Origin of the sequence: Pseudomonas piscis, from assembly GCF_009380155.1 — a bacterium.
GTDB lineage: Bacteria > Pseudomonadota > Gammaproteobacteria > Pseudomonadales > Pseudomonadaceae > Aquipseudomonas > Aquipseudomonas piscis.
In genome coordinates, this window is sequence record NZ_WHUV01000003.1 from 228,496 (window position 1) to 253,071 (window position 24,576).

A 24,576-nucleotide genomic window follows, 5' to 3' on the forward strand; every position below is an offset into this window, starting at 1 on the left:
TCGGGGCAAGCCCCGGGGCGTTTGGCGTTGGAAGGGGGTACAGCGAGGGTGTGCCTTGCCCGGGTGGGCAAGGCAGTTTGCAGCGTCAGACCTTGGCTGGGTTCTTCTTCTCCGGATCGATGCCGTACAGGGCGATGGCCTCGGCGACCTTTTCCCGTGGCAGGCTGCCTTCGTCGGCCAGGGCCTTGAGGGCGGCCACGGCGATGAAGTGACGGTCGACCTCGAAGAACCGACGCAGGGACTCACGGGTGTCCGACTGGCCGAAGCCGTCGGTGCCCAGGGCGACGAAACGACGCTTGGGTACGAAGGGACGGATCTGGTCGGCGAAGATCTTCATGTAGTCGGTAGCGACCACCACCGGGCCTTCCTTGTCTTGCAGGCAGCTTTCCACATAGCTCACGCGAGGCTCCTGCTCGGGATGCAGCAGGTTCCAGCGCTCGGCTTCCTGGCCGTCGCGACGCAGCTCGGTCAGGCTGGTGACGCTCCAGACCTCGCTGCTGACGCCGAAGTCGGCTTCCAGCAGCTTCGCGGCGGCGTTGACTTCCTGCAGGATCGAGCCACAACCCATCAGTTGCACGTGCTTGCCCTTGTTCTGCTTGGCCGGGGCCGAGAAGCGGTACATGCCCTTGAGGATGCCTTGCTCGACGCCTTCGGGCATGTCCGGGTGGGCGTAGTTCTCGTTGAGCAGGGTGATGTAGTAGTAGATGTCCTCGTTCTCGACATACATGCGGCGCATGCCGTCCTGGATGATCACCGCCAGCTCGTAGGCATAGGTCGGATCATAGGAGACGCAGCACGGGATGGTGGACGACATCACGTGGCTGTGGCCGTCATCGTGCTGCAGGCCTTCGCCCATCAGCGTGGTGCGCCCGGAGGTGGCGCCGAGCAGGAAGCCACGGGCCCGGGCATCGCCGGCGGCCCAGGCCAGGTCGCCGACCCGCTGGAAGCCGAACATCGAGTAGAAGATGTAGAACGGGACGGTCATCACCCCGTGGTTGCTGTAGGAGGTACTGGCGGCGATCCACGACGAGATGGCCCCGGACTCGTTGAGCCCCTCCTGCATGATCTGGCCGTCCTTGCTCTCCTTGTAGTAGCTGAGCTGGCCGGCGTCCTGCGGGGTATACAACTGGCCCACGTGGGAGTGGATGCCGATCTGGCGGAACAGGCTTTCCATGCCGAAGGTACGGGACTCGTCCGGCACGATCGGTACCACCAGCTTACCGATGTTCGGATCCTTGAGCAGGGTGCCGAGGATGCGCACGAAGGCCATGGTGGTGGAGATCGCCCGATCGCCGGTGCCCTTGAGCTGGGTCTCCAGGGCCGACAGCGGCGGGATCTGCAGGGACTGGGCATCGCTGAAGCGCGCCGGGATATGGCCACCGAGCTTGCCGCGCACGGCCTTCAGGTAGTTGGCCTCGACGCTGTCCGGCGCCGGCTTGAGGTATGGCATGTCGCCCAGTTGCTCATCGCTGAGCTCCAGGCCGAAACGGTCACGGAAGGCCTTGACCGCCTGGTCGCCCATCTTCTTGAGCTGGTGGTTGATGTTCTGGCCTTCGCCGGCCTCACCCATGCCGAAGCCCTTGACGGTCTTGGCCAGGATCACGGTCGGCCCGCCGGTGTGGCGCATGGCCGCGGCGTAGGCGTTGTAGACCTTCTCCGGATCGTGGCCGCCACGGGAGAGTTTCCAGATCTGCTCGTCGGTCATGTCGCTGACCAGTTCCAGCAGTTCGGGATACTTGCCGAAGAAGTGCTCGCGCACGTAGGCGCCGTTCTGCGACTTGTAGTTCTGGTAGTCGCCGTCCACGCATTCCATCATGCGCCGGCGCAGCAGGCCGCTCTTGTCCTTGTCCAGCAGGGCATCCCAGCCGCTGCCCCAGATCACCTTGATCACGTTCCAGCCAGCGGCGCGATACAGGCTTTCGAATTCCTGGACCACCTTGCTATTGCCGCGTACCGGACCGTCTAGGCGCTGCAGGTTGCAGTTGACCACGAAGATGATGTTGTCGAGTTTTTCCCGACCGGCCAGGGAGATCGCCGCCAGGGATTCGGGCTGGTCCATCTCGCCATCGCCCAGGAACGCCCAGACCTTGCGGCCCTGGTGTTCCTTGAGGCCACGGTTCTCCAGGTAACGCATGAAGCGTGCCTGGTAGGCAGCGGTGATCGGACCCAGGCCCATGGAAACGGTGGGGAACTGCCAGAAGTCGGGCATCAGCCGTGGGTGAGGGTAGGAGGACACGCCATCGCGGTCGGTTTCGCGGCGGAAGTTGTCCAGTTGCTCTTCGCTCAGGCGGCCCTCGAGGAAGGCGCGGCCGTAGATGCCTGGCGAGGAGTGGCCCTGGATGTAGACCATGTCACCGGCAAACTGCTCGGTGCGGCCACGGAAGAAGTGGTCGAAGCCTACGTCGTAGAGCACTGCCGCCGAGGCATAGGAGGCAATGTGCCCGCCGACGTTGGAGTGCTTGCCGGCGCGCAGCACCATGGCCAGGGCGTTCCAGCGGATGTAGGCGTTGATCCGCTTCTCTACGGCGAGGTCGCCTGGGTAGGGCTGTTGGCGGCTGACCGGGATGGTGTTGACGTAAGGCGTGGTCACGCGCCCGTAGAAATCGCCATGTTGGGCAACGTCGAAATCCAGCAGTTGGTCGATCAGGTAATGCGCCCGAGGGCGGCCTTCGACATTAAGAACCGATTCAATGGATTCGAGCCATTCACGAGTCTCTTGTGGATCCTCGTCGAGAAACACTGATTGTTGTGCCATCGTCGTCTCCTGGGCAGTTACAGCGGGGAACACCGAGTCGTTCGGTGCCATAGCGAGGGGCATCGGCGGTTGCCGATATTGTTCAGAATCCAGATGATTGCAATTGCAATTATTCTCGGGAATTTATCGTGCACCGCGTTACAATTGCAACTAAATCGATTCTTGAAAAAAGGTGATGCATGTCTTCCAGCGAGCCGGATACCTGGTTCAGATTCGTCAGGGCCCACCGCTGCCTGATTCGCGAAATCGAGCGCCGCCTGGCTGCCGCCGGGCTTCCGGCCTATGCCTGGTACGACGCCTTGTGGGGGCTGGAAAGCGGCCCTGGTGGTACCCGGCGAATGAACGAGCTGGCCGATGTCATGGCGATCGAACGCTACAACCTGACACGCCTGGTCGACCGCCTGGAGGCCGAAGGCCTGGTCGAGCGCAGCCGGGCCAGCGAGGACGGCCGTGGTGCCTGCGCCTCGATCACCGAGGCCGGCAAGGTGTTGCGCAAAAAGATGTGGCGAATCTACGAAGATGCGGTCGCCGAGTTGTTCCTGGCGCAGTTCGATGAACAGCAACAGCGCTTTTTCAGTGATGCCCTGGAGCGTGCGGCCAGCGCCGCGCGCAGGAGTGGGCGAGAGGCCTAGGCCTTCATTGCAGCAGGTAGCGGCGCATGGCCTGCTTGACGTATTCCTGGGGAACCTTGCCGTCCTGGGCCAGGGCGCGCAGGGCCAGGGTGGCGATCCAGCGTTTGTCCACGGTCTTGCAGGAGATAGGACGGGTCGGCAGTGAGCCGATGGAGTCGGCACCCAGGGCGACGAAACGCGAATTCAGATGGGCACCGATCTGCTCGGCCACATGTTGGGCGTACCCGGTCACGGCGACCACCGGCGCATCCTCGACGTTCAGGCTGTCGCGCAGATGCGATGAGCGCCGCGGCAGGTCCGGGTGCATGCGGTTCCAGCGCAGGGCGCTGTCGGCATCCCGGGCCAGGCGGGTATAGCTGGGGCAACTCCACAGTTCGCAACCCACGCCCCAGTCCTCGTGCAGGATCTGCGCCGCAGCGATCACCGCGCGCAGGCTCAGGCCGGCTCCCAGCAGGCGGACCTTGGGGCGATCGGGCCCGGCCTCCAGCTCGGCGATCTTGTACATGCCTTGCAGGGCCTGGTTGACGCTGTGCTTGTCCATCGGGCCGACGAAGTCATTGGGCTCATCGTGCAGGGCCATGTAGTAGAAGCCGTTGCTTCCATCCACATACAGGCTTTTCAGCGCCGCAAGCGCAATGGCCCGGGCCTCGGCACCGCTGGCCGGGTCGAAGGGCAGGCAGCGAGGATTGGCCGCCAGCCACAACGGCACCCATGGATGCGCACCCTTGGGCCAGATCGAGGAAATGGTCTCGATATCGTTGCACAGGATCCCGCGCTGGGAGGACTCGCTCGACAGGGCGCATAGCTGGGCCGATGTGGAGGAACTGGTCAGGTACAGCAGCGGTTTTTCGCTGGCTCGGGCCTGGGAACTGAAGTGCAGGGGCCAGGCGCTGATACGGGTGTGCTCGGGCGCGGCACCGGGACGCGTGTTGGAACGCACCACCCAGATGTTCTTCGCCGTTCTCGGATCCCTCTCCAGACGATTGGCGATGTCGATCATGGTGTAGAGCGGTGAAGAGCATCCTTCGCTGGCCTGGACGGCCAACGTCTGGATCTTGTCGATGCAGGCTTGCGCGGCCTCGCCGGTCTCGCGCGTGGTCCTGAAACTGGAAAAACCCATCATAACTTCGAAGCTCTCCGTGCGTTCCGTCATTCTTGCACCATACTGTACGCCTCAATATGATTGCAAATGCAATAAGATTCAAACGCAGTGACATTCGCAGTAGTCAACGGAGGACTCATGAACACGCCAAAATCCCTCACTTTCTATACCGCAGACACCCCAAACGGACAGAAAATCAGCATTTTCCTCAAGGAAGCCGGCATCGATTGTGAACGGGTGAAATTCAATCTGTCCGAAGGGCGCCAGCACTCCCCGGAGTTCCTGCAGATCAACCCCAACGGCAAGATCCCGGCGATCGTCGATCATGAGGCTGGAGTCTCGGTATTCGAGTCGGCAGCGATCCTTGGCTATCTGTCGGAAAAATACGACTGCCTTCGAGCCCAATCGCCGACCGAACAACTGGCGGTCCAGCAATGGCTGTTCTTCCAGGTCGGCGCCATCGGTCCGATGCTCGGCCAACTCTGGTGGTTCCTCCATGGCAGCAAGACCGCCAACCAGGAAGCCATCACGCGCTACCGCAAGGAGTCGCTGCGTATCTATGGCGTAGTCGACAGCCAGCTGGCCAAGCATGCCTACCTGGCTTCGAACAACTATTCCATCGCCGACGTCGCGGCGTTTCCCTGGTTGCGCACCCATGAGGAACTGAACCTGGATATCACTCCGTTCCGCCATGTTCGCCGTTGGCTGGATGCGATCGAAGCGCGGCCGGCGGTAAAGGCTGGCTTGGCCGACTCCCGGGAAGCCTAGGCGAACCCGGGAATGTCAGCTGGTTCGAGGAACCGCTCTGGCCCTGTCGGGAAAGAGCGGTTTTCTGCATTCATAGTGGGTACGAGGTTGGATTTACTGCCGGTTCGGTCATTGAGTCACGGGCTTCGAGAAGGTCGATAACCCCTGTTGAACTCACGTTGTAGTTAATTTGTGTAGTGATTATTTGTCTTTACTACATAAAAGCTTTTGAGTTGAGTGTCAGGGGTGGCGAAGTCAGAGCAACAAGATTCACGGACTGAACACTATAAAGAACATGGAGTTCTTATGAGCACTCAATTAGTTAGTGGCAGACAAGTAACCGATGATGAAGCTGAACTTGATTATCTGCTGAAAAATGCCTTCGAGAAGCGTCTGCCGCCCCTCGATGGTTGCCAATATGCCTATTTCACCATGCATAAAGGGCGGCAAGTAAAGCCGCTGATCTTCTCCAGTTATCCAAAGCGTTGGCTGGATATCTACAAGGCTTCCAATTACCACTTGATCGATCCGGTAATCAATCATGGATTGAAGTCCATTGCCCCCTTTTCCTGGCGCGAAGCGCTTGGGTCCGCGGAGCCGGGGCAGGGCGATAAATTATTCGCGCTATCCGAGAAATACCGGATATCCACCGGTTTCACCTTCAATCTCCATGACTCCAATGGTCTGTTCGCCGCGTTGAGTATTTGTAACACGGAATTGCGGGCCGACTTCGACCAGGTCATGACCCGGCATACCGCCGAGATCCAGATGGCGCTGATCCAGTTTCACAACAGCCTGATGGATAGGTTCACACCCAATGAGCTGTTTCCCGAGAAGGACGATGCCAGCTTGTCGAATCGGGAAATGGGAGTCCTCCAATGGGTGGTCAAGGGCAAGACCTACGGGGAAATCGCTGCGATCCATGCGATTTCCGTACGCACGGTGAAATTCCACATGTCCAACATCGTGCACAAGCTGCAGGTCTGCAATGCCAAGCAGGCGGTCTACAAGGCTGTGAGCATGGGCATGGTCTGAGGCGCTCGCCTGGCGCTGGCGGAGCGTTGGCGTGGGCCTGCAGTGTGTAGTTCGTACAGGTGGTTGCCGCCCTTGGTGGCGATCATCGCCTGCAGGCGCCCGGCATTGTCTGGCGATATCGGCATCTTGAGCAGCAATACCCGCTCTCCGGGTGAGGCCTGCCCGCTGTCGAGGATCTCGTAGTGCCATCCGGCCCGGTGCACGATGCGTGACATGGCTTGGCTCACCACGGTGACGATCGACTCCAGGCCTGTGTGTGCTCCATGGCTGTGCATGGCCAGCAGGAGCATTTCGGTCAGTGGCAGGCGCTCCAGCCCGAGGGCGCGGGAACGGGTCTTGTCGACGAAGAAGCGACTGGATTCGGCGATCAGGCGGTGCTTGGGCGCGGGCTGGCTGAAAAAACTACGGAATGGCCCTTCCACCATGTAGGGATGCAGCGTGTTGATCAGGCGCAGGCTGGCCAGGGGGACTCCGGTGTGGACTCCAACCAGGTAAGTGGCGCGGGGATTGTCGTATTCATCGATTTCCTGGTCACCGCAGACATTGACCTTCCAATTGAGCCGGTCGGCGAAGACTTCCTTGCGCAACCCATACAAGTTTCCCAACAAGTCCTGGGACGCATTTGTGTAGTCGATATTATAAAAACTGACTTTATCCATACTTATTGTTATTTCCATCCGAGGAATAAAGACAGACCACCTTCATCCATCGCGCCGGGTCGCGGAAAGGATGAATTGCCTGTTTCGAGAAAGCAACTGTACCTAAGGTCAGTCTTCGCGGAAAGAATTAAACGCTCGTTTTTATAAGTGTCGATCTGCACTTAGGTACAGTTGTCGGCCTGTCGCGGAGCGATAAACATGGAGAGGATTTACCCGTGGTTTGATAACTACACCTATCCCGCAGGCGATTATTTAGCTCTTACAGGAATAATAATATGAGTGTCGTAATTACGCGTCAGGAAGTTAAGCAGGATATCACTCAGCATGAAATCTCTGCCCTGAAGACCCGTTTCAATCTTGCAGATGCCCATACTCACCAGGACCAGAGCGTAACCCAGCGCCAGATCGTCGAACGACTTCCGGAGCTGTGGTACCGCGCCCAGGGCCAGACCCAGTACCAGAGCGAACAGGAGTTCATCAAGGCGTTCTTCACCTTCCACGGCCAGGAGCACGCCCTCAAGCGCCACGACGAGATCTACCTGGTCTACGCCGCGTCGATTGCCATGCATATCACCGCGACCTACCTGCGCAAGCGCGACATGAGCGTTGGTTTGATCGAGCCGTGCTTCGACAACCTGCATGACCTGCTCAAGCACATGGAAGTACCGCTGTCGCCGCTCAACGAGTCGCTGTTCCATTCCCCGGAGCATGTCTACGCCAACCTCGAGACCGCAGCGGCCAAGGTCGACGCGATCTTCCTGGTGGACCCGAACAACCCTACCGGTTCGAGCCTGTTCGCCGAGGGCCCGGAAACCTTCATCGAGGTCGCGCGCTACTGCAAGGATCACGGCAAGCTGCTGATCCTCGACTTCTGCTTCGCCGCATTCATCAAGGCCTCCGGCGGCAGCCGCTATGACGCCTACGCGATCCTCGACGAGATCGGCACCCAATACATCATCATGGAAGACACCGGCAAGACCTGGCCGCTGCAGGACGCCAAGTGCGCCACCATCATGTCGAGCAAGGGTATCAATGCCGATATCTACAGCATCGTCACCAGCGTGCTGCTGAACGTCTCGCCGTTCATCCTCAACGTGGTCACCCAGTACATCCTCGACAGCAGCGAAGATGGTTTCGAGTCGGTGCGCTCGGTGCTGGACATCAACCGCCAAGTGGCGCGCAAGCGTCTGGACGGAAGCTTCCTCAACTACCTGACGCCGATGGTCGACACCAGCGTGGCCTGGTTCGAAATCACTCGTGAGGGGGTTAGCGCCGATGACCTGCAGGCCTACCTGATGGACTACGACGTTTACGTGCTGCCGGGCAAGTACTTCTACTGGAGTCAGCCTGAAGCCGGGCAGAAGTACATCCGCCTGGCTCTGGCGCGCAAGCCGGAAGAGTTCCAGCAGGCGGTCGAGACCATCGCCCGGGCACTGGAGAAGTACAATGGCTGAGGCACTCTTGCCGGTGATCGATGCCACCGTCTTCATGGGCATGCATCACGCCGATCCGCAGTTGCGGGCCAAGTCGCTGGGGTTCTTCAGCCACTTCTATCAGCAGCAGGTGCAGATGAACTACGGCCAGATCGGCATCTGCGATGCCATCATCTGGAAGAAGAGCCGGCACCTGCAGGATGTCTACTACCCGTTCATGGACGTGCTGCACACCGACATGGACATCCAGCGCCAGGGCTACTGCAACGCTGTGTTGCAACGCGCCACCCGGGAGCCGGCATGGTCGCACCTGAGCGTCGAGAAGAAGTTGCTCGCCGCCCAGGTGGTGGAGTACGGCCAGCCGCTGTACACCCACGACCCGGAGCTGCGTGACCTGGCAGCCTTGCAACCCTATCTGCAGCCATTCCCCCAGCCGGCCTCCGGGCCGGCTTTCCCGGAATTCCTGCAAGGGTTGTTCGAACAGTCGAAGGAAATGCTGATCGAGCAGGAGGATTTCCATGATGTCGGCTAAGAGCATTTTCGTGCCCCTGATCTCGCCACTGGACGAGCGGTCGCAGATCTGTGAAACCAGCGTGCGCCAGTTGCTGCATGGCTCGCAGCCCTATGTCGATGGCTACATCCCTTGCCTGACTTCAGGCGAGGGCTGGCGCCTGGGCCGGCGGGACTGGCAGCGCATGCTGGAACTGACCCTGGCCCACGCCCAGGACCGTACGGTGATCGCCGGCATCGAGCGTGGCACCACCGCCGAGGTCTTGGAATATGCCCGGTTGGCCCAGGAACTGGGGGCACACGGGGTGATGTTCACCTCGCCGTTCGCCAAAGGCACTACCCAGGAGGAGATCATCGAGCATTATCGTGCCGTCCATGACGCCACGTCGCTGGATATCTTCATCTACAACGAGTCCGCGCTGTCGGGGAACGAAAAGAGCTTCGAGACCCTGATGACCATCGCCCGCCTGCCGCGGGTGATCGGCATCAAGGATTCGCCGTCGCAGCCGCGAACCCAGCAGCAGATCCAGCAGTTGCGGGCCGAAGGCCTGGACTACTTCATCGGCTGGGAGATGTCCCTGGCGCGCGACCTGGAGTCCGATGGCAACGTGGTGTCCCTGGCCAACCTGGAACCGGCGTTGTGCCGCCTGGCCATAGGCGCGCGCCAGCAAGTAGTGGCGCAGTGGGTGGAGACACTCAATGGCTACTTCGATCTGGGTGCCGACGATTGGTACGCCCAGGTGAAAAAGGAACTCAAGGCCCGGGGTGTCATCACCACTGACCGGGTGCTGGCAGAAGAGGGAGCAGCGTGATGAACGATCTTCAGAAGGAACTGTTTCTGGCCAATCGTTCCTGCATCAAGCATCTCAAGCCGCTTGACCGCCGGATCGCCGAATTCGAGCACGATTGGATTTTCTCCACCATCGACAAGACCCTCACCGCCGAGGTACCGCGCGACCTGGCCACCCTGCGCCAGAAGCTGGCCGACCTGGTGGAGCAGGATCGCAGCGAAGTACCGCCCAGCGCGGTGTATGTTGCCGAACAGATGACCCTCGATGAGTTCCGGATCCTGGTCCAGGAGTTCGCCCTCGATGGCCTGACCGAGGCCCAGGTGTTCTACCACCTGATGCCGCGATTGAGCCTGGAGGCGCAGATGCCGATGCTGCGGATGATGATCGACGAGTTCGGCTCCGGGAATATCAAGCGCTCCCATACCACCTTGTACATGGATTTGCTCAAGGAACTGGAGATGCCCACCGACCTGCCGTTCTACATCGAGGCCAACTCCTCGGCAGGTTATTCATTCCCCAACATGTTCTGCTGGCTGACCATGCGCGCCGACGATCCTTCGTATTTCGCCGGGGTGATCACCTACTTCGAGACCGTGGTGCCATTTTTCTTCGAATGCTACACCGCGATCTGCGATCGCCTGAAGATCAAGGCCCACACCTATTACTCGGAGCATGTGCACATCGACGTGTACCACGCCATCGAAGGCCAGCGCCTGCTCAAGGCCATGGACGTGGCGGGGGACCTGGATCCGGTCAAGGCCTGGCAGGGCATCTGCATGGGCCGCGACATCACCAACGCGGCGTTCGACGCCGCCGTGGAAAAGGCCCAGCGTCTCAAGCATTTCAATCGGGAGAAGGCCGTTGAGCGAGCTATCTGAGTTCCATCGCCCCGGCACCTTCACCGTTGAGATCGACAACCAGCGGTACGAGGTGCCCCATACCTGTCCACACCGCGAGGGCTGGCTGGTCCACGGCAACATCAATGAGCAGCGCAAGAGCATCACCTGCCCCTTGCACTTCTCGGTGTTCAGCCTGGAAACCGGTGAACAGCTCAGCGGTCCACCCTGCGGACGCCTGGAAGTCAAGCGCGTGACTTCCTGACGGAAGGCCGTTTCGCATCCGCTCATTTTGCCGCACGACTTTCGGGTCGTGCGGCATTTGCGTTTTTAGAGCCAGCAAAGGCTGAGCCTTCGGTATGCGAAAAGATAGTTCCTGGGTTCCAGCGGCATGCCAGTCCCGTGAATAGGGCAGGAGCATGAGGATCGCCTTAACCCCGGATATGCTGGCTGCCAGCTGATCCTGCCGGGGTTGACGAGCATGAACTGTCGCGCGTCCTCGTTCTGGTGCTGGAGGGGAATCGTCCCAGGCAGCAGTACCGAGGTCTACCCTAAGGGCCGGGGTGCACACCAGCATCGGCGACAATCGAGCGTGAGTCGCAGGCTCGTATCGGACATGCCATCCGTCCCATCCAGGGGTGGACAGGAAGCAGTTGAACTAACCTCCTTGCGGGTACAAGCCTCGGTAACTTCTTCTGCTAGTTGGATGGCGGCAGGTGTTAGTTGAAGATCTCCAATGATTTCCGGCTCTCAACAAATTTTGTCTAATTGTGAATAGTTGTTGGAGGTTGGTTGATATAGCCTATCGCCTTCTAATAAGTGAGAGCTTGTTTCGTCATGCAAAAGCTAATTATTACTGCTGCCGTAAATGGGGGGATTACTCCCCGCAGTAAAAATAGTGCAGTGCCTTATACTCCTGAGGAAATTGCTGAGTCTGTTGCTCAGTGCTGGGATGCTGGAGCAAGTATTGCTCACATACATGCCCGTGATGCACAAGGTAGACCAAGCTATGATCAGCATGTCTGGGGGGAGATTGTCGAGCGAGTGCGTGCTCGCTGCGATATTGTCATTAATTTGAGTACCTCCGGATTTAATCTTCCCCAAGGAGCGCCAGAAGAACAGGCCTGGAATAATCTGGTATATCAGCCGGAGATTGCTTCGTTCAACTGTGGGTCGGTCAATCATGGTAGTAAACCGTTTATAAACTCTCCAGCTATGGCTCGCAGGCTGGCTGCCGACTTGTTGCGTTATCAGGTTCAGCCTGAAATTGAAGTTTATCACTCAGGTGTTATCAATGAAGCTTTGACCCTGTTCAAGGAAGGCTTCTTGAAGTCGCCACTCATCTTTTCCTTTGCAATGGGTATTCATGGTGGGGTCACAGCTACATGCAAGAACCTGCTGAACCTGATCGACAACTTGCCGGAAAACAGCATTTGGTCAGCCTTGGGTATTGGCCAGGATCAGTTGCCGATTAACATGCATACGATTCTGCTCGGTGGCCACGTGCGCACTGGCTTGGAAGATAATGTCTATTATCGAAAGGGCGAGTTGGCTACTGGTAACGCCCAGTTGGTGGAGCGTGTCGTCCGGCTGTCGCGTGAGTTGGGCAGGGAAATCGCAACTCCTGCCGAAACACGTGAATTGATGGGGCTGCCCGTGGGCCTCAGTTCGCGATAAGACCTTCAGGGTTGGGCGTGTACTAGCTTCGCTTTTACCCATCACATAGGGGTTTATGTGGGTAAGGCTACGAGGCATTGGTAATGCAGGAAACTTGTGGGTAACTGTTTTTAGCAGCAGGCTTGCTGTTTGAAAGTCAGTGCTTCTTGGTTTTCTGAGTAAAAATATAAATATATAAAGACTCTGGCTGTAATTCGCTTGCAGACCTATTGCTTGCCGTGCGTGCCGTCATGCCTCTTAGTTCATCAGTAATTGGTGGGCAGGGTATGTAGTAAATCTGGCTGTCGCCAGTGGTTTGTCAGGTCGGCGGTTGATGTGCCGCTATAATTTTTTCGAGTGGCGAGTGTATTTAATCGGTGGCGAATAGCGGCTTGGATGCAGTCCTGAATAGGGCTCGGCAGGCTCTATAGTCGTGATTGAATTTGCATCGAGCAGTCAATGCAGTGAAATTGGGGAATGGAGTTTTATAATGACGGTCTTTCACGATTTGAGTGACCTGGATACTGTTTTCAATGATCAAGATTATACCGTTACAAAGCTAGGTGCCGAGCCACGGCGAGGTAACAAGTTTGTGATTCTGATTCACGGCCGCCGGCAGACGCCTGAAGATATTTACGAGATCGGGCGTCGCATCGATTTGCAGAACATCACTTACTTGTTGCCATCGGCGCCTGGTAAAACCTGGTACCCGAGCGGTTTTCAAAGGGAGCTCGAACAAAACCAGCCCCATTTGGATAAAGCACTGATTCACGTCAACCGGCTTGTCCAGTACTTGCTTGAGCGCAATGTGCCGGCGAATGACATCTGGTTGATGGGGTTTTCCCAAGGTGCTTGCATCGGCAGCCAGTACCTATTCAGCTCGCGGGAAAGGCTCGGAGGCGCCTTGTTGTTCACTGGTGGCCTTTTCGGGCCGGAAGTGAGTCTGGTTTCGGATGACAGCAACTGCCTCGCAAGCATGCCGATTTTACTGACTGGAAGCACCACCGACAGTTGGGTGCCTGAAACCCGGGTCCGAGATACAGCCTGCCTGTTTCGCAAACTGGGTGCCGATGTGCAGGAGGAAATTTTCACCGAGCGCGACCATCTGGTTTCAGAGCAGGAAATTGATATCGCCAGAAATTGGCTGACCCAGGCTGCGTGAAGAGGAGATGAAGATCATGACGGATGCTTTTATTTGCGACTACGTTCGTACGCCTATCGGTAAGTATGCCGGTGCGCTGGCCTCGGTCCGGGCCGACGATCTGGCGACCATCCCCCTGCAGGCGTTGAAGTCCCGTAATCAATCTGTTGATTGGCAGTATCTGGATGATGTCATCCTCGGCTGCGCCAACCAGGCGGGTGAGGACAATCGCAATGTTGCGCGTATGAGCCTGTTACTTGCGGGGTTTGATGTCCGTACGCCTGGCACGACTATCAATCGTTTGTGTGCCTCCGGTATGGATGCCCTTGGCATGGCGGCTCGTTACCTAAAGAGTGGCGAGGCGGATCTCTTGCTCGCCGGTGGGGTTGAATCCATGTCACGCGCTCCCTTGGTAATGCCCAAGGCCGACTCGGCTTTTTCGCGCCAGGCAGAGCTCTACGACACCACTCTGGGCTGGCGTTTCATCAATCCCCGTCTGCAAACCCAATACGGTACCGACTCGATGCCTGAAACGGCAGAGAACGTCGCTGAACAATTCGGTATCGGTCGTGAGGAGCAGGACTTTTTCGCCCTGCGTAGCCAGGAAAAATATGCGCTAGCTGCAAAATCCGGCTTTTTTCAGAAGGAAATCGTACCAGTCAATATTTCGCTTCCGCGCAGAGAGTCGCGCCGAATTGATTCGGACGAGCATCCGCGAGAAACAACCCTGGAAATGCTGCAACGCCTCACTACACCATTTCGCAAAGTGGGCGGTAGCGTCACCGCAGGCAACGCATCGGGAGTCAATGATGGGGCTGCCGCGTTGCTGCTCGCTTCTGCAACCGGAATTGCGCAGCACGGATTGAAACCGCGTGCGCGGATCGTGGCCTGTGCCTGCGCTGGGGTTGAGCCGCGGATCATGGGGATTGGCCCGGTTCCTGCGGTGCAAAAGGTGCTGAAGCTTTCGGGCTTGACGCTCGAGCAGATGGACGTTCTTGAAATCAACGAAGCGTTTGCGGCGCAAGCGTTGGCGGTGATGAAGGAGCTGAGGCTGGATAATGACGATCCGCGGATCAATCCAAACGGTGGCGCAATCGCGATGGGTCATCCGCTGGGCATGAGCGGTGCGCGCTTGATCGGGACGGCCATGCATCAGCTCGAACTGAGCAATGGCCGCTATGCGTTGTGCAGCATGTGCATCGGCGTAGGCCAAGGCATCGCGATGATCATCGAGCGTTGTTGATCGAGCCAGGTTCAGGCTCGAGGTCATTTTTCACAGACTGCCCGCTGGCATGACGCCGGCGGGACATTGCATACAATCCCAGGCCTATGAGCGCGCCGCCCGCTATTTCATGCCAGGTGGGTACCTGGCCGGTTAAGGCAAAGGCAATCAAGGCGGCAAAAAGAGGACAGAGAAAGAGAAAACCACTGGTTTGTACGGACCCGCCTATTTTCAGTGCGGCGAACCAGAGCCCCATGGCCCCAGTCGAGGCCGGAATGGCAAGCCATAAGAACATGCCCCAGTGATATGCGGTGCTGGGGAACCTTAGGTGCTGCGAGCTGATTGCGGCGACCGCAGCCAATATCAGCGAGCCCAGCAGCATCTGCCAGAAGGTGACCAGCCAGGGGGAAAGCGCAAGATTGAATTTCTTGTTGAGGACGGTCGAACATGCCCAGCAAGTGGAGGCCAGAATCACCAAGCCTTCACCAGCCCCCACGCTCATTGATCCTGTCGTACTGATGCCAATGCAAATAACGACGCCAATGAAGGCCACCAGCAAGCCGCCAAGAGCCAATGGCGAAGAGCGTTCCCCAAGGAACAATCGTGCCAGCACCACAACCAGCAAGGGGTTGCTCGCCATCAAAATGGCAGCGGTGGAAGCGGAGGTCGAGGTCAAGCCGATATTCAGAAATGCCATTACCCCGGCAGTCTGTAATGAGCCCAGAGCAAGGACTTTAAGCCAGGGGATGTGCCTGAGGTTCAATTTCTGCTGACGCATGAGCAGGAAAACAAAAGGCAGTAGCGAGAGCGCTGCGACAAAAAAACGTGCTGACGCTGTCCACAACGGTGGCATTTCGCTCATCACGATCTTTGTACTTACGAAGGAAGAACCCTGCAGAAAAGTAGAAGCCAGAACCAGCAATAAATACTGATTTTGGCTCGAGTTATTGGCTACTTGCATAGATGCTCCCACAGGGTTTGCCCAAATGGGAGGACTCTAAGGCACTCAAGTTGGCCCAGTGCGAGCGTTTCCGACAGATGTTATTGAGAACGGGACTTTAGAGTCGCTAGATGTTGCCCAGCCGCAGTCATGAGCGTTTGTCGCAGGTTGCCCTGCAGCCATTGGTGCGTTCGCATGGCTTGGCCTTCTCGATGGTGTTCTCGATCTAACGTGCTCGGTGTGGAGGCGGATCGTGAAGTTGGTTCAGGGTTTCTTCTGATGCTCACTTGGCAGGTGTCCCGTGACCCGCTTGAACATGACGGTGAAGGCACTCTGTGAGCTATAGCCCAGATATTCGGCAACCTGGCTGATGGGTTCTCCAGTGTTTAGGCGGAAAATAGCATTCACAATCCGTAGTTGTTGTCGCCAGTAAACGAAGGAAATACCAATTTCATTCTTGAAAAGACGAGTCAGTGTTCGGGTGGTCGCCCCGACGATCTGTGCCCAGTCCGCAAGCGAGCGCATGTCGCCAGGGTCATTGATCAGCGTATTGCAAATGTGGCGAAGACGCCGGTCTTTTCCAGTAGGCAGGTTCAGTCCTTTTTCGGAGGAGTTGAGGACTTCTTCCAAGGTTATTTCAAGGAATCTGGACTCGAAGCTGCCAGCCTTGTAGTCGATGGAAAATAATGAAGCTCGAATCAACTGTTCGCGTAGCAGGGGCGAAATGTTGATGCCTACCGTTCGGGTCGGCAAGGCCAAGGGCAGCCTGGCTAGATCGACATAGAGTGTGCGCAAGGACACCGGTGTTCGAGTGCGCATCTGGTGCTCGACAAAAGGTGGGATCCAGACACCGCGTAGAGGAGGCAGAAGCCAGTACTCTTGCCGAGTGCGCAGTTCCATTACGCCATCGACGGCGTAGACCAATTGCGCTCGAGGATGCTGATGAAGAGGTACTTCGTGACCGGCTGGATATTCCTTGGGCATCGAAACAATCGGATTTGTCGCATATACCCATTTATCAAGGTCGTGGCTCAAGCTCATCATTTCTGCTCGGTAGTTGTCTGTAGCGTATGGCCCCCAAAAAGGCTATTCGACAACCATCGGTGGCGCACAGAGCGTCGCTCGTCCTGATGTGAATCGATCTTTTCGGGGGACATATCAATCGCTGGAGAGATTTATCTCGAAGATGGCTGGCTACGTCACCAGGAGGTAGCAGAAGGTAGGAGCACGAGCTTGGGCGGTGACTTGGCGAGCCCTTGGAGCTGCGCCGGATGATCAGCCGCAGGCATGAGGTGATAGGGCCGCGCAAAGCGAGAGATTGGGAGGGTGGCAAAAAAACTACGTTCCATCGTCCTGCCTCTTGGTAAATCGTTTACCTGAGTGTGAGTCGTAGGCCTTGCCGCGCATGGCTACGGCGCTATCGCGCTCTGCCTGTGCTCAAGAGCATTGCACAGGGTGAGGCGATATTGCTCATATATGATTACGTTTTAACAGTACAGCTGTCCATGCTGCTGAAACAGTTCTGAGGCGTCTTCAGTCGAGCTGTAGTCGAGGGCTCCCCCCGAGGCCTATCGCTGTGGAGTACTCCTCGTTGGCAATCGTCGAGTTTGAGCTGACTGGTGCCAATGGTATTGGACCCACATGTCGGGACGATTGATCTGGACGCGGAATATGTCCTGATGGCTGGTTTGGGAGCATTGATCTGCCATTTAGCGAATGTATGGCTACACAAATACAGTACGGAGGGGAAGTTCATACGCATCGATGGCGTATAGGCCCATTGGAAGGGGAGGGTTGATCAGAAACTAAAAAACCCGCATTTAGCGGGCTTTTTTTCTATCTCCATAACCGCTGGTAGTCGGCTATGTACTGCTATGTGGTGCCCCGAGGGAGACTCGAACTCCCACTCCTTTCGAAAACGGATTTTGAATCCGCCGCGTCTACCAATTCCGCCATCAGGGCTCAATGGCGGCGAAGTATAGAGAGGCGGATACCGTTGGTCAATCGGCTTTCATGGTCAATTTTTGCTGATTCCGCTAAACTTTCCGGCCCTGCTAGACGAACCCCATCATGCGCGTTGCTGACTTTACTTTCGAGCTTCCCGATTCGCTGATCGCCCGCCACCCGTTGGCCGAGCGTCGCGGTAGTCGCCTGCTGACCCTGGATGGGCCAACCGGCGCCCTGGCCCACCGTCAATTCACCGATTTGCTCGAGCATCTGCGCCCGGGCGATCTGATGGTGTTCAACAATACTCGGGTGATCCCGGCACGCCTGTTTGGCCAGAAGGCTTCCGGCGGCAAGCTGGAGATCCTCGTCGAGCGGGTGCTGGACAGCCACCGTGTGCTGGCCCATGTGCGCTCCAGCAAGTCGCCCAAGCCGGGTTCGACGATCCTGGTCGACGGTGGTGGCGAGGCGCGTATGCTGGCCCGCCACGACACCTTGTTCGAGCTGGAATTCACCGAGGAGGTGTTGCCGCTGCTGGACCGGGTCGGGCATATGCCGCTGCCTCCTTATATAGACCGTCCGGATGAAGGCGCAGACCGCGAGCGTTATCAGACGGTCTATGCCCAGCGCCTGGGTGCGGTGGCGGCGCCGACCGCGGGGTTGCACTTCGACCAGCCGCTGCTGCAAGCCATTGCCGCCAAGGGCGTGGAGACCGCTTTCGTGACCCTGCATGTGGGGGCTGGGACATTCCAGCCGGTGCGGGTGGAGCGCATCGAAGATCACCACATGCATCACGAATGGCTGGAAGTCGGCCAGGACGTGGTGGATGCCGTGGCCGCATGCCGGGCCCGTGGCGGTCGGGTGGTCGCGGTAGGCACCACCAGCGTGCGTTCCCTGGAAAGCGCTGCCCGTGATGGCGTGCTCAAGCCGTTCAGCGGCGACACCGACATCTTCATCTACCCGGGCCGGCCGTTCCATGTGGTCGATGCCCTGGTGACCAATTTCCACCTGCCGGAATCCACGCTGTTGATGCTGGTTTCGGCCTTCGCCGGTTATCCCGAGACCATGGCTGCCTATCGTGCGGCGGTCGAGCATGGATACCGCTTCTTCAGCTACGGTGATGCGATGTTCATCACCCGTAATCCTGCGCCAACCGCTCCCAAGGACCTGGCCCCCGAGGAAACTGTATGAGTCGCACCTGTCGTATGTCCTTCGAGCTCCTGGCCACTGATGGCAAGGCGCGTCGCGGTCGCCTGACCTTCCCCCGCGGTACGGTGGAAACCCCGGCCTTCATGCCGGTGGGCACCTATGGCACGGTCAAGGGCATGCTGCCGCGGGATATCGAGGCCATCGGCGCCGAGATCATCCTGGGCAATACCTTCCACCTGTGGCTGCGTCCAGGCACCGAAGTGATCAAGGCTCACGGCGACCTGCATGACTTCATGCAGTGGAAAGGGCCGATCCTTACCGACTCCGGTGGCTTCCAGGTGTTCAGCCTGGGCGCCATGCGCAAGATCAAGGAAGAGGGCGTGACCTTCGCCTCGCCGGTGGACGGCGCCAAGGTGTTCATGGGGCCGGAAGAGTCGATGCAGGTGCAGCGTGACCTGGGTTCGGACATCGTGATGATCTTCGACGAATGCACGCCGTACCCGGCTGACGAGGACGTGGCGCGGATATCCATGGAGCTGTCCCTGCGTTGGGCGCAGCGCTCGAAGAACGCCCACGGCGACAACACTGCGGCGCTGTTCGGCATCGTCCAGGGCGGCATGCACCAGGACCTGCGCATGCGCTCCCTGGAAGGCCTGGACAAGATCGGCTTCGACGGCCTGGCCATCGGCGGCCTGTCGGTGGGCGAGCCCAAGCATGAAATGATCAAGGTCCTGGACTACCTGCCAGGCCAGATGCCAGCCGACAAACCTCGTTACCTTATGGGAGTTGGCAAGCCGGAAGATCTGGTTGAGGGTGTGCGCCGCGGTGTGGACATGTTCGATTGCGTGATGCCAACCCGCAATGCCCGCAATGGGCATCTGTTCATCGACACCGGCGTGCTGAAGATCCGTAACGCGTTCCATCGCCATGATGATTCGCCCCTGGATCCAACCTGTGATTGCTATACCTGCCAGAACTTCTCCCGTGCCTATCTGCACCACTTGGACAAGTGCGGGGAAATGCTCGGAAGTATGCTCAATACCATCCATAATTTGCGCCATTACCAGCGCCTTATGGCTGGTTTGCGCGAGGCTATTCAACAAGGTACATTGGCCGCCTTTGTCGATTCCTTCTATGCCAAGCGCGGATTGCCCGTGCCGCCTTTGGATTGATTTCCAGAAGCGTCAGATACTAATTTTGCAACTATCGGAGTGCTAAATGAGCTTTTTGATCCCTGCCGCGTATGCGGATGCCGCCGCACCTGCTGCTGCCGGCCCTGCTGGCACTGGTTTCGAGTGGATTTTTCTGGTGGGTTTCCTGGTCATCTTCTATCTGATGATCTGGCGTCCACAGGCCAAGCGCGCCAAAGAGCAGAAGAACCTGCTGGGCAGCTTGCAGAAAGGCGATGAAGTTGTGACCACCGGTGGTATCGCCGGCAAGATCAACAAAGTGACCGACGATTTCGTGGTTCTGGAAGTGTCGGACTCGGTTGAGCTGAAGTTCCAGAAGGGCGCGATCGCGGCCACGCTGCCAAAAGGCACGCTGAAAGCGATCTAAGTTTCATCTTTTACCAATCGACGGGGCGCGCAAGGCGCCCCGCGTCATAACGGGCGGCGTGATGCTGAACAAATATCCTCTATGGAAGTACCTACTGATCCTGGCGGTGCTGGCGATCGGTTTTATTTATTCCGCTCCCAATCTATACCCTGATGACCCGGCCATTCAGGTCAGCGGTGCGAGCACTGCTCTGCAGGTCACTCAGGCGGATCTGGATCGTGCGAGCAAGGCGCTCACCGACGCCGGCATCAACGTCAAGGCTTCTTCCGTTGCCGCCAACGGCAAGGGCGGCCTGCTGCGCTTGATCAACAAGGAAGACCAGCTCCCGGCCAAGGATGTAGTACGCAAGGCGCTGGGCGATGATTTCGTGGTGGCGTTGAACCTGGCGCAAACCACTCCGCAGTGGCTGCGCAACCTGGGTGCGCACCCGATGAAACTGGGTCTGGACCTTTCCGGTGGTGTGCACTTCCTGTTGGAAGTGGATATGGAGAAAGCCCTCGACGCGCGCCTGAAGGTCTATGAAGGCGACGTCAAGAGCCTGCTGCGCAAAGAGCGCCTGCGCTATCGCAGCCTGCCGCAGCTCAATGGCGCCATCCAGCTGGGCTTCAGCGACGAAGACAGCCGTGAACAGGCTCGTGCCCTGATCCGCAAGAATTTCAATGATTTCGACATCGTGCCAGCCGACCTCAACGGTCAGGCGGTGCTGCGTCTGGCGATGACCCCGGCCAAGCTGGCGGAAATCCGCGAATACTCCATCAAGCAGAACTTGACCACTGTACGTAACCGGGTCAACGAACTGGGCGTGGCCGAGCCTCTGGTCCAGCGTCAGGGCGCGAACCGGATCGTGGTCGAGCTGCCAGGCGTGCAAGACACCGCCGAAGCCAAGCGGATCCTGGGCAAGACGGCCAACCTCGAGTTCCGCCTGGCCGCCGAGCCGGGTGCCACCAAGGCTACCTCCGAGTCCTTCGAGTTCCGTGAGGGCAACCGTCCTCCTGCACTGATCGAGCGCGGCCTGATCATCACCGGTGACCAGGTGACCGACGCCCAGGCCAGCTACGACGAACACGGTCGTCCGCAGGTGAACATCAAGCTCGATGGCCATGGCGGCGAGCTGATGAACCGTTCGACCCGCAACAACGTCGGCCGTGGCATGGCGGTGATCTTCATCGAGCAGAAGCCGATCACCACCTACACCAAGCAAGTGGTGGATGGCGTCGAGAAAGACGTGCCGGTGCAGTCGTTCAAGGAAGAGAAGAAGATCATCAGCCTGGCGACCATCCAGTCGCCACTGGGCAGCCAGTTCCGCATCACCGGCCTGAACGGCCAGGGCGAGTCCTCGGAACTGGCGCTGTTGCTGCGTGCCGGTGGTCTGGCGGCGCCGATGTACTTCGCCGAAGAGCGCACAATCGGTCCTAGCCTGGGTGCCGACAACATCACCAAGGGTATCGATGCCTCGTTGTGGGGCATGCTGTTCGTGTCGCTGTTCATCATTGCCATCTATCGCTTCTTCGGCTTGATCGCCACTGTGGCGTTGGCGTTGAACATGGTGCTGCTGCTGGCCCTGATGTCCCTGCTGGGGGCGACGCTGACCCTGCCGGGTATCGCCGGTATCGTACTGACCATGGGTATGGCGGTGGACGCCAACGTGCTGATCTTCTCGCGGATACGTGAGGAAATCGCCGCTGGCATGACCGTGCAACGGGCGATCAACGAAGGCTTCGGCCGGGCATTCACGGCGATCCTGGACTCCAACCTGACCACATTGCTGGTGGGTGGCATCCTTTTCGCCATGGGTACCGGTCCGGTCAAGGGCTTTGCGGTGACCATGTCCCTCGGGATCTTTACCTCGATGTTCACGGCCATCTGGCTGACCCGTGCGATGGTCAACCTGATCTTCGGCGGTCGTGACTTCAAGAAGTTGTGGATTTAAGGGGCTGCCATGTTACGTACTATCAACTTCATGGGCGTGCGCAACGTTGCGTTCGGCCTGACCGTGCTCCTGACCGTTCTGGCGTTGTTCAGCTGGTTCCACAAGGGCTTGAACTATGGCCTGGACTTCACCGGCGGTACGCTCATCGAGCTGACCTACGAGCGTCCGGCGGATGTGATGAAGGTGCGTTCGCAGTTGAACGACGCCGGTTATCACGAGGCGATCGTGCAGAGCTTCGGCGCGACCACCGACCTGCTGGTGCGGATGCCGGGCGAAGACCCGCAACTGGGCCACCAGGTGGCAGCTGCACTGCAGAAGGTTGGCGGTGACAACCCGGCGCAGGTCAAGCGCGTCGAGTTCGTTGGTCCTCAGGTGGGTGAAGAGCTGCGTGACCAGGGCGGCCTCGGCATGCTCATGGCTCTGGGTGGCATCCTCATCTACCTGGCTTTCCGCTTCCAGTGGAAGTTCGCGGTCGGTGCGATTGTCTCGCTGATCCACGACGTAGTGGTGACCGTGGGTATCCTGTCGTTTTTCCAGATCACCTTCGACCTGACGGTGCTGGCGGCGGTACTGGCGATCATCGGCTACTCGCTCAATGACACCATCGTGGTATTCGACCGGGTGCGCGAGAACTTCCGTGTGCTGCGCAAGGCTAGCCTGATCGAGAACATCAACATCTCGACCACCCAGACCCTGTTGCGGACCATGGCGACCTCGATCTCCACCTTGCTGGCGATCATTGCCCTGTTGTTCTTCGGCGGCGATAACCTGCATGGCTTCTCCATTGCCCTGTTCGTCGGCGTGTTGGCGGGTACCTACTCGTCGATCTACATCGCCAACGTGGTGCTGATCTGGCTGAAACTGAGCAGCGAGGACCTGATTCCCGCAGCCAATACCGACAAGGAAGTGGACGACCGTCCGTGAGGGCCTGACCCCTTCCAGTCGTCAGCTAAAAAGGCGCGAGTGTTGAACTCGCGCCTTTTTTTTTGCTCCAAGGCTGGGAGAAGCGCGGGTTATGACCCGTATGTATGGTCAGGAGGTTCACGTGAACAAGTCGTTGCTGGTTGGTGCGGTATTGGGTGCTGTCGGTGTCACTGCCGGGGGTGCTGTGGCCACCTACAGCCTGGTTAAAAGCGGCCCTGAGTATGCGCAAGTACTGGCGGTGCAGCCGGTCAAACAACAGATCAAGACTCCTCGTGAAGTCTGCAAGGACGTTGCCGTGACCCGGCAGCGTCCGGTCAAGGATGAGCATCAGATCCTGGGTACCGTGGCCGGTGCTGTGGGCGGCGGCTTGCTGGGCAGCATGATCGGCAATGGCAATGGCCGCAAGCTGGCTACCGTGGCCGGTGCTGTGGGCGGTGGTTATGCGGGTAACAAGGTGCAGGAGGGCATGCAGGAGCGTGACACCTACACCACGACGCAAACTCGCTGCAATACGGTCAATGATATCAGCGAGAAGGTCGTGGGTTATGACGTGAAGTACGATCTGGGGGGTAAGCAGGGCCAGGTACGGATGGATCGCGATCCGGGCAACCAGATCCCTGTGGACAAAGACGGTCGGCTGATCCTGGGTCAGAACCAGCCCGGCCAATAATGCTTTGCGCATGAGTCGGCGGCTGCCGATGGCGCGAATCGCAGGTATAAAAAAAGCACCCCGCGGGGTGCTTTTTCATGCCTGTTGCTTAGCGTTTCAACGAGGCTGGCAGGTGTGGCTGGATGGCGGTCAGCACGGCCTTGAAGCACTTGGTGTTACCGGCTACCACGTGGCCTTTTTCCAGGAAGTCGTGGCCGCCGGTGAAGTCGCTCACCAAGCCACCGGCTTCCTGGATCAGCAGGGCGCCTGCGGCCATGTCCCATTCGGACAGGCCCGACTCCCAGAAGGCGTCGAAGCGACCGGCGGCAACATAGGCCAGGTCCAGGCTGGCGGAGCCGGCGCGGCGAATGCCGGCGGTTTGGCCGACCAGGGCGCGGAACATGCCCAGGTAGTTGTCCAGGTTGTCCATCTGGTCGTCGCGGAATGGGAAGCCGGTGCCAAGCAGGGCGCCGTCGAGGCTGGTGCGGCCGCTGACCCGCAGGCGCCGACCGTTGAGCTGGGCGCCACGACCGCGGCTGGCGGTGAATTCTTCCTGGCGAACCGGATCCAGGACCACGGCATGTTCCAGGCGACCACGGTATTTGCAGGCGATGCTTACAGCGAAGTGGGGGATGCCACGCAGGAAGTTGGTGGTGCCATCCAGTGGATCGATGATCCACAGGTACTCTTCACCTTCGATCCCGGTGCCTGCATGCAGGCCGGTTTCTTCGCCCATGATCGAGTGATTCGGGTAGGCCTTGCGCAGCGCGTCGATGATCTTCTGTTCAGCGGCGCGATCGACCTCGGACACGTAGTCCTTGGCGTCTTTTTCATCGACCTTGATGGTATCCAGGCGCTCGATGGAGCGGAAAATCAGTTCACTGGCGCTGCGGGCGGCGCGCAGCGCGATATTCAGCATTGGCTGCATGGATAGGTCACCTAAGGTTGTTAAAGAAAGCCGAGC

23 protein-coding genes and 1 tRNA gene are annotated in these 24,576 nt (G+C 58.6%); 17 read left to right on the forward strand and 7 right to left on the reverse strand.

Going from position 1 to position 24,576, the window contains the following annotated elements; genetic code table 11:
- Positions 1 to 85: 85 nt before the first annotated feature.
- Positions 86 to 2,755, reverse strand: coding sequence for a pyruvate dehydrogenase (acetyl-transferring), homodimeric type (aceE, locus tag GDH07_RS17915; protein WP_022639709.1), 2,670 nt, complete (start codon positions 2,753 to 2,755; stop codon positions 86 to 88).
- Between the two features lie 179 nt (positions 2,756 to 2,934).
- Between aceE and GDH07_RS17920 the strand changes: the two genes are divergently transcribed.
- Positions 2,935 to 3,387 carry a MarR family winged helix-turn-helix transcriptional regulator gene (locus GDH07_RS17920; RefSeq protein WP_152898433.1) on the forward strand — a complete coding sequence of 151 codons (453 nt, stop codon included), beginning with the start codon at positions 2,935 to 2,937 and terminating at the stop codon, positions 3,385 to 3,387.
- A 4-nt stretch (positions 3,388 to 3,391) separates the two neighbouring features.
- Here GDH07_RS17920 and GDH07_RS17925 read toward each other — a convergent pair whose 3' ends face one another.
- Positions 3,392 to 4,510 (reverse strand): transketolase-like TK C-terminal-containing protein, encoded by a 1,119-nt coding sequence (locus GDH07_RS17925; RefSeq protein WP_152898870.1) that lies wholly within the window; start codon positions 4,508 to 4,510, stop codon positions 3,392 to 3,394.
- 117 nt (positions 4,511 to 4,627) lie between these two features.
- Between GDH07_RS17925 and GDH07_RS17930 the strand changes: the two genes are divergently transcribed.
- Positions 4,628 to 5,257 (forward strand): glutathione S-transferase family protein, encoded by a 630-nt coding sequence (locus GDH07_RS17930; RefSeq protein WP_152898434.1) that lies wholly within the window; start codon positions 4,628 to 4,630, stop codon positions 5,255 to 5,257.
- Positions 5,258 to 5,542: 285 nt separating this feature from the next.
- Entirely contained in the window at positions 5,543 to 6,271 is a 729-nt protein-coding gene (locus tag GDH07_RS17935; protein ID WP_152898435.1) for a helix-turn-helix transcriptional regulator, read from the forward strand.
- On the opposite strand, the gene GDH07_RS17940 is transcribed toward GDH07_RS17935, so the two are convergent.
- Positions 6,241 to 6,879: an acyl-homoserine-lactone synthase gene (locus tag GDH07_RS17940; protein WP_425502127.1), complete on the reverse strand. Its 639-nt coding sequence runs from the start codon at positions 6,877 to 6,879 to the stop codon at positions 6,241 to 6,243. The two genes, GDH07_RS17935 and GDH07_RS17940, sit on opposite strands and share 31 nt — an antisense overlap.
- 326 nt (positions 6,880 to 7,205) lie before the next feature.
- Between GDH07_RS17940 and GDH07_RS17945 the strand changes: the two genes are divergently transcribed.
- From GDH07_RS17945 to pcaF, 8 genes are all read left to right on the forward strand, one after another.
- Entirely contained in the window at positions 7,206 to 8,384 is a 1,179-nt protein-coding gene (locus GDH07_RS17945; protein WP_053131807.1) for a pyridoxal phosphate-dependent aminotransferase, read from the forward strand.
- Positions 8,377 to 8,895, forward strand: a complete 519-nt coding sequence (locus GDH07_RS17950; RefSeq protein WP_053131805.1) for a DUF6190 family protein — start codon at positions 8,377 to 8,379, stop codon at positions 8,893 to 8,895. Before GDH07_RS17945 ends, GDH07_RS17950 begins: the two co-directional genes overlap by 8 nt.
- Positions 8,885 to 9,685 carry a dihydrodipicolinate synthase family protein gene (locus GDH07_RS17955; RefSeq protein WP_053132165.1) on the forward strand — a complete coding sequence of 267 codons (801 nt, stop codon included), beginning with the start codon at positions 8,885 to 8,887 and terminating at the stop codon, positions 9,683 to 9,685. The genes GDH07_RS17950 and GDH07_RS17955 overlap by 11 nt, the downstream gene beginning before the upstream one ends.
- Positions 9,685 to 10,542: an iron-containing redox enzyme family protein gene (locus tag GDH07_RS17960; RefSeq protein WP_053131802.1), complete on the forward strand. Its 858-nt coding sequence runs from the start codon at positions 9,685 to 9,687 to the stop codon at positions 10,540 to 10,542. The genes GDH07_RS17955 and GDH07_RS17960 overlap by 1 nt, the downstream gene beginning before the upstream one ends.
- Positions 10,526 to 10,765, forward strand: coding sequence for a Rieske (2Fe-2S) protein (locus tag GDH07_RS17965; protein ID WP_053131800.1), 240 nt, complete (start codon positions 10,526 to 10,528; stop codon positions 10,763 to 10,765). The genes GDH07_RS17960 and GDH07_RS17965 overlap by 17 nt, the downstream gene beginning before the upstream one ends.
- A 572-nt stretch (positions 10,766 to 11,337) precedes the next feature.
- Complete coding sequence (locus tag GDH07_RS17970) at positions 11,338 to 12,177, forward strand: beta-keto acid cleavage family enzyme (protein WP_152898437.1); 840 nt, start codon at positions 11,338 to 11,340, stop codon at positions 12,175 to 12,177.
- 469 nt (positions 12,178 to 12,646) lie between these two features.
- Positions 12,647 to 13,318 (forward strand): alpha/beta hydrolase, encoded by a 672-nt coding sequence (locus GDH07_RS17975; RefSeq protein ID WP_152898438.1) that lies wholly within the window; start codon positions 12,647 to 12,649, stop codon positions 13,316 to 13,318.
- Positions 13,319 to 13,334: 16 nt separating this feature from the next.
- Positions 13,335 to 14,540, forward strand: coding sequence for a 3-oxoadipyl-CoA thiolase (pcaF, locus tag GDH07_RS17980; protein WP_152898871.1), 1,206 nt, complete (start codon positions 13,335 to 13,337; stop codon positions 14,538 to 14,540).
- Here the strand turns inward: pcaF and GDH07_RS17985 are convergent.
- From GDH07_RS17985 to GDH07_RS17995, 3 genes are all read right to left on the reverse strand, one after another.
- Positions 14,524 to 15,480 (reverse strand): DMT family transporter, encoded by a 957-nt coding sequence (locus tag GDH07_RS17985; protein ID WP_152898439.1) that lies wholly within the window; start codon positions 15,478 to 15,480, stop codon positions 14,524 to 14,526. The two genes, pcaF and GDH07_RS17985, sit on opposite strands and share 17 nt — an antisense overlap.
- A gap of 243 nt (positions 15,481 to 15,723) precedes the next feature.
- A complete protein-coding gene (locus tag GDH07_RS17990) occupies positions 15,724 to 16,503 on the reverse strand; it encodes an AraC family transcriptional regulator (RefSeq protein WP_152898440.1) in 780 nt (259 codons plus the stop codon).
- 833 nt (positions 16,504 to 17,336) lie between these two features.
- Positions 17,337 to 17,421, reverse strand: a tRNA-Leu gene (locus tag GDH07_RS17995).
- A gap of 108 nt (positions 17,422 to 17,529) precedes the next feature.
- Between GDH07_RS17995 and queA the strand changes: the two genes are divergently transcribed.
- The 6 genes from queA to GDH07_RS18025 all read left to right on the forward strand — a co-directional run bounded on the left by queA (position 17,530) and on the right by GDH07_RS18025 (position 23,633).
- Positions 17,530 to 18,594: a tRNA preQ1(34) S-adenosylmethionine ribosyltransferase-isomerase QueA gene (queA, locus tag GDH07_RS18000; protein WP_085594997.1), complete on the forward strand. Its 1,065-nt coding sequence runs from the start codon at positions 17,530 to 17,532 to the stop codon at positions 18,592 to 18,594.
- A gap of 14 nt (positions 18,595 to 18,608) precedes the next feature.
- Positions 18,609 to 19,724: a tRNA guanosine(34) transglycosylase Tgt gene (gene tgt / locus GDH07_RS18005; RefSeq protein WP_022640715.1), complete on the forward strand. Its 1,116-nt coding sequence runs from the start codon at positions 18,609 to 18,611 to the stop codon at positions 19,722 to 19,724.
- Positions 19,725 to 19,770: 46 nt separating this feature from the next.
- Positions 19,771 to 20,109 carry a preprotein translocase subunit YajC gene (gene yajC, locus GDH07_RS18010; protein WP_011063224.1) on the forward strand — a complete coding sequence of 113 codons (339 nt, stop codon included), beginning with the start codon at positions 19,771 to 19,773 and terminating at the stop codon, positions 20,107 to 20,109.
- A gap of 61 nt (positions 20,110 to 20,170) precedes the next feature.
- Positions 20,171 to 22,039 carry a protein translocase subunit SecD gene (gene secD, locus GDH07_RS18015; RefSeq protein WP_053131797.1) on the forward strand — a complete coding sequence of 623 codons (1,869 nt, stop codon included), beginning with the start codon at positions 20,171 to 20,173 and terminating at the stop codon, positions 22,037 to 22,039.
- A 9-nt stretch (positions 22,040 to 22,048) separates the two neighbouring features.
- Positions 22,049 to 22,963: a protein translocase subunit SecF gene (gene secF / locus GDH07_RS18020; RefSeq protein ID WP_022640713.1), complete on the forward strand. Its 915-nt coding sequence runs from the start codon at positions 22,049 to 22,051 to the stop codon at positions 22,961 to 22,963.
- A gap of 121 nt (positions 22,964 to 23,084) precedes the next feature.
- Positions 23,085 to 23,633 (forward strand): glycine zipper 2TM domain-containing protein, encoded by a 549-nt coding sequence (locus GDH07_RS18025; RefSeq protein ID WP_343038282.1) that lies wholly within the window; start codon positions 23,085 to 23,087, stop codon positions 23,631 to 23,633.
- Positions 23,634 to 23,721: 88 nt separating this feature from the next.
- Here GDH07_RS18025 and suhB read toward each other — a convergent pair whose 3' ends face one another.
- Complete coding sequence (gene suhB, locus GDH07_RS18030; protein ID WP_007941397.1) at positions 23,722 to 24,540, reverse strand: type III secretion system regulator SuhB; 819 nt, start codon at positions 24,538 to 24,540, stop codon at positions 23,722 to 23,724.
- Positions 24,541 to 24,576 lie beyond the last annotated feature (36 nt).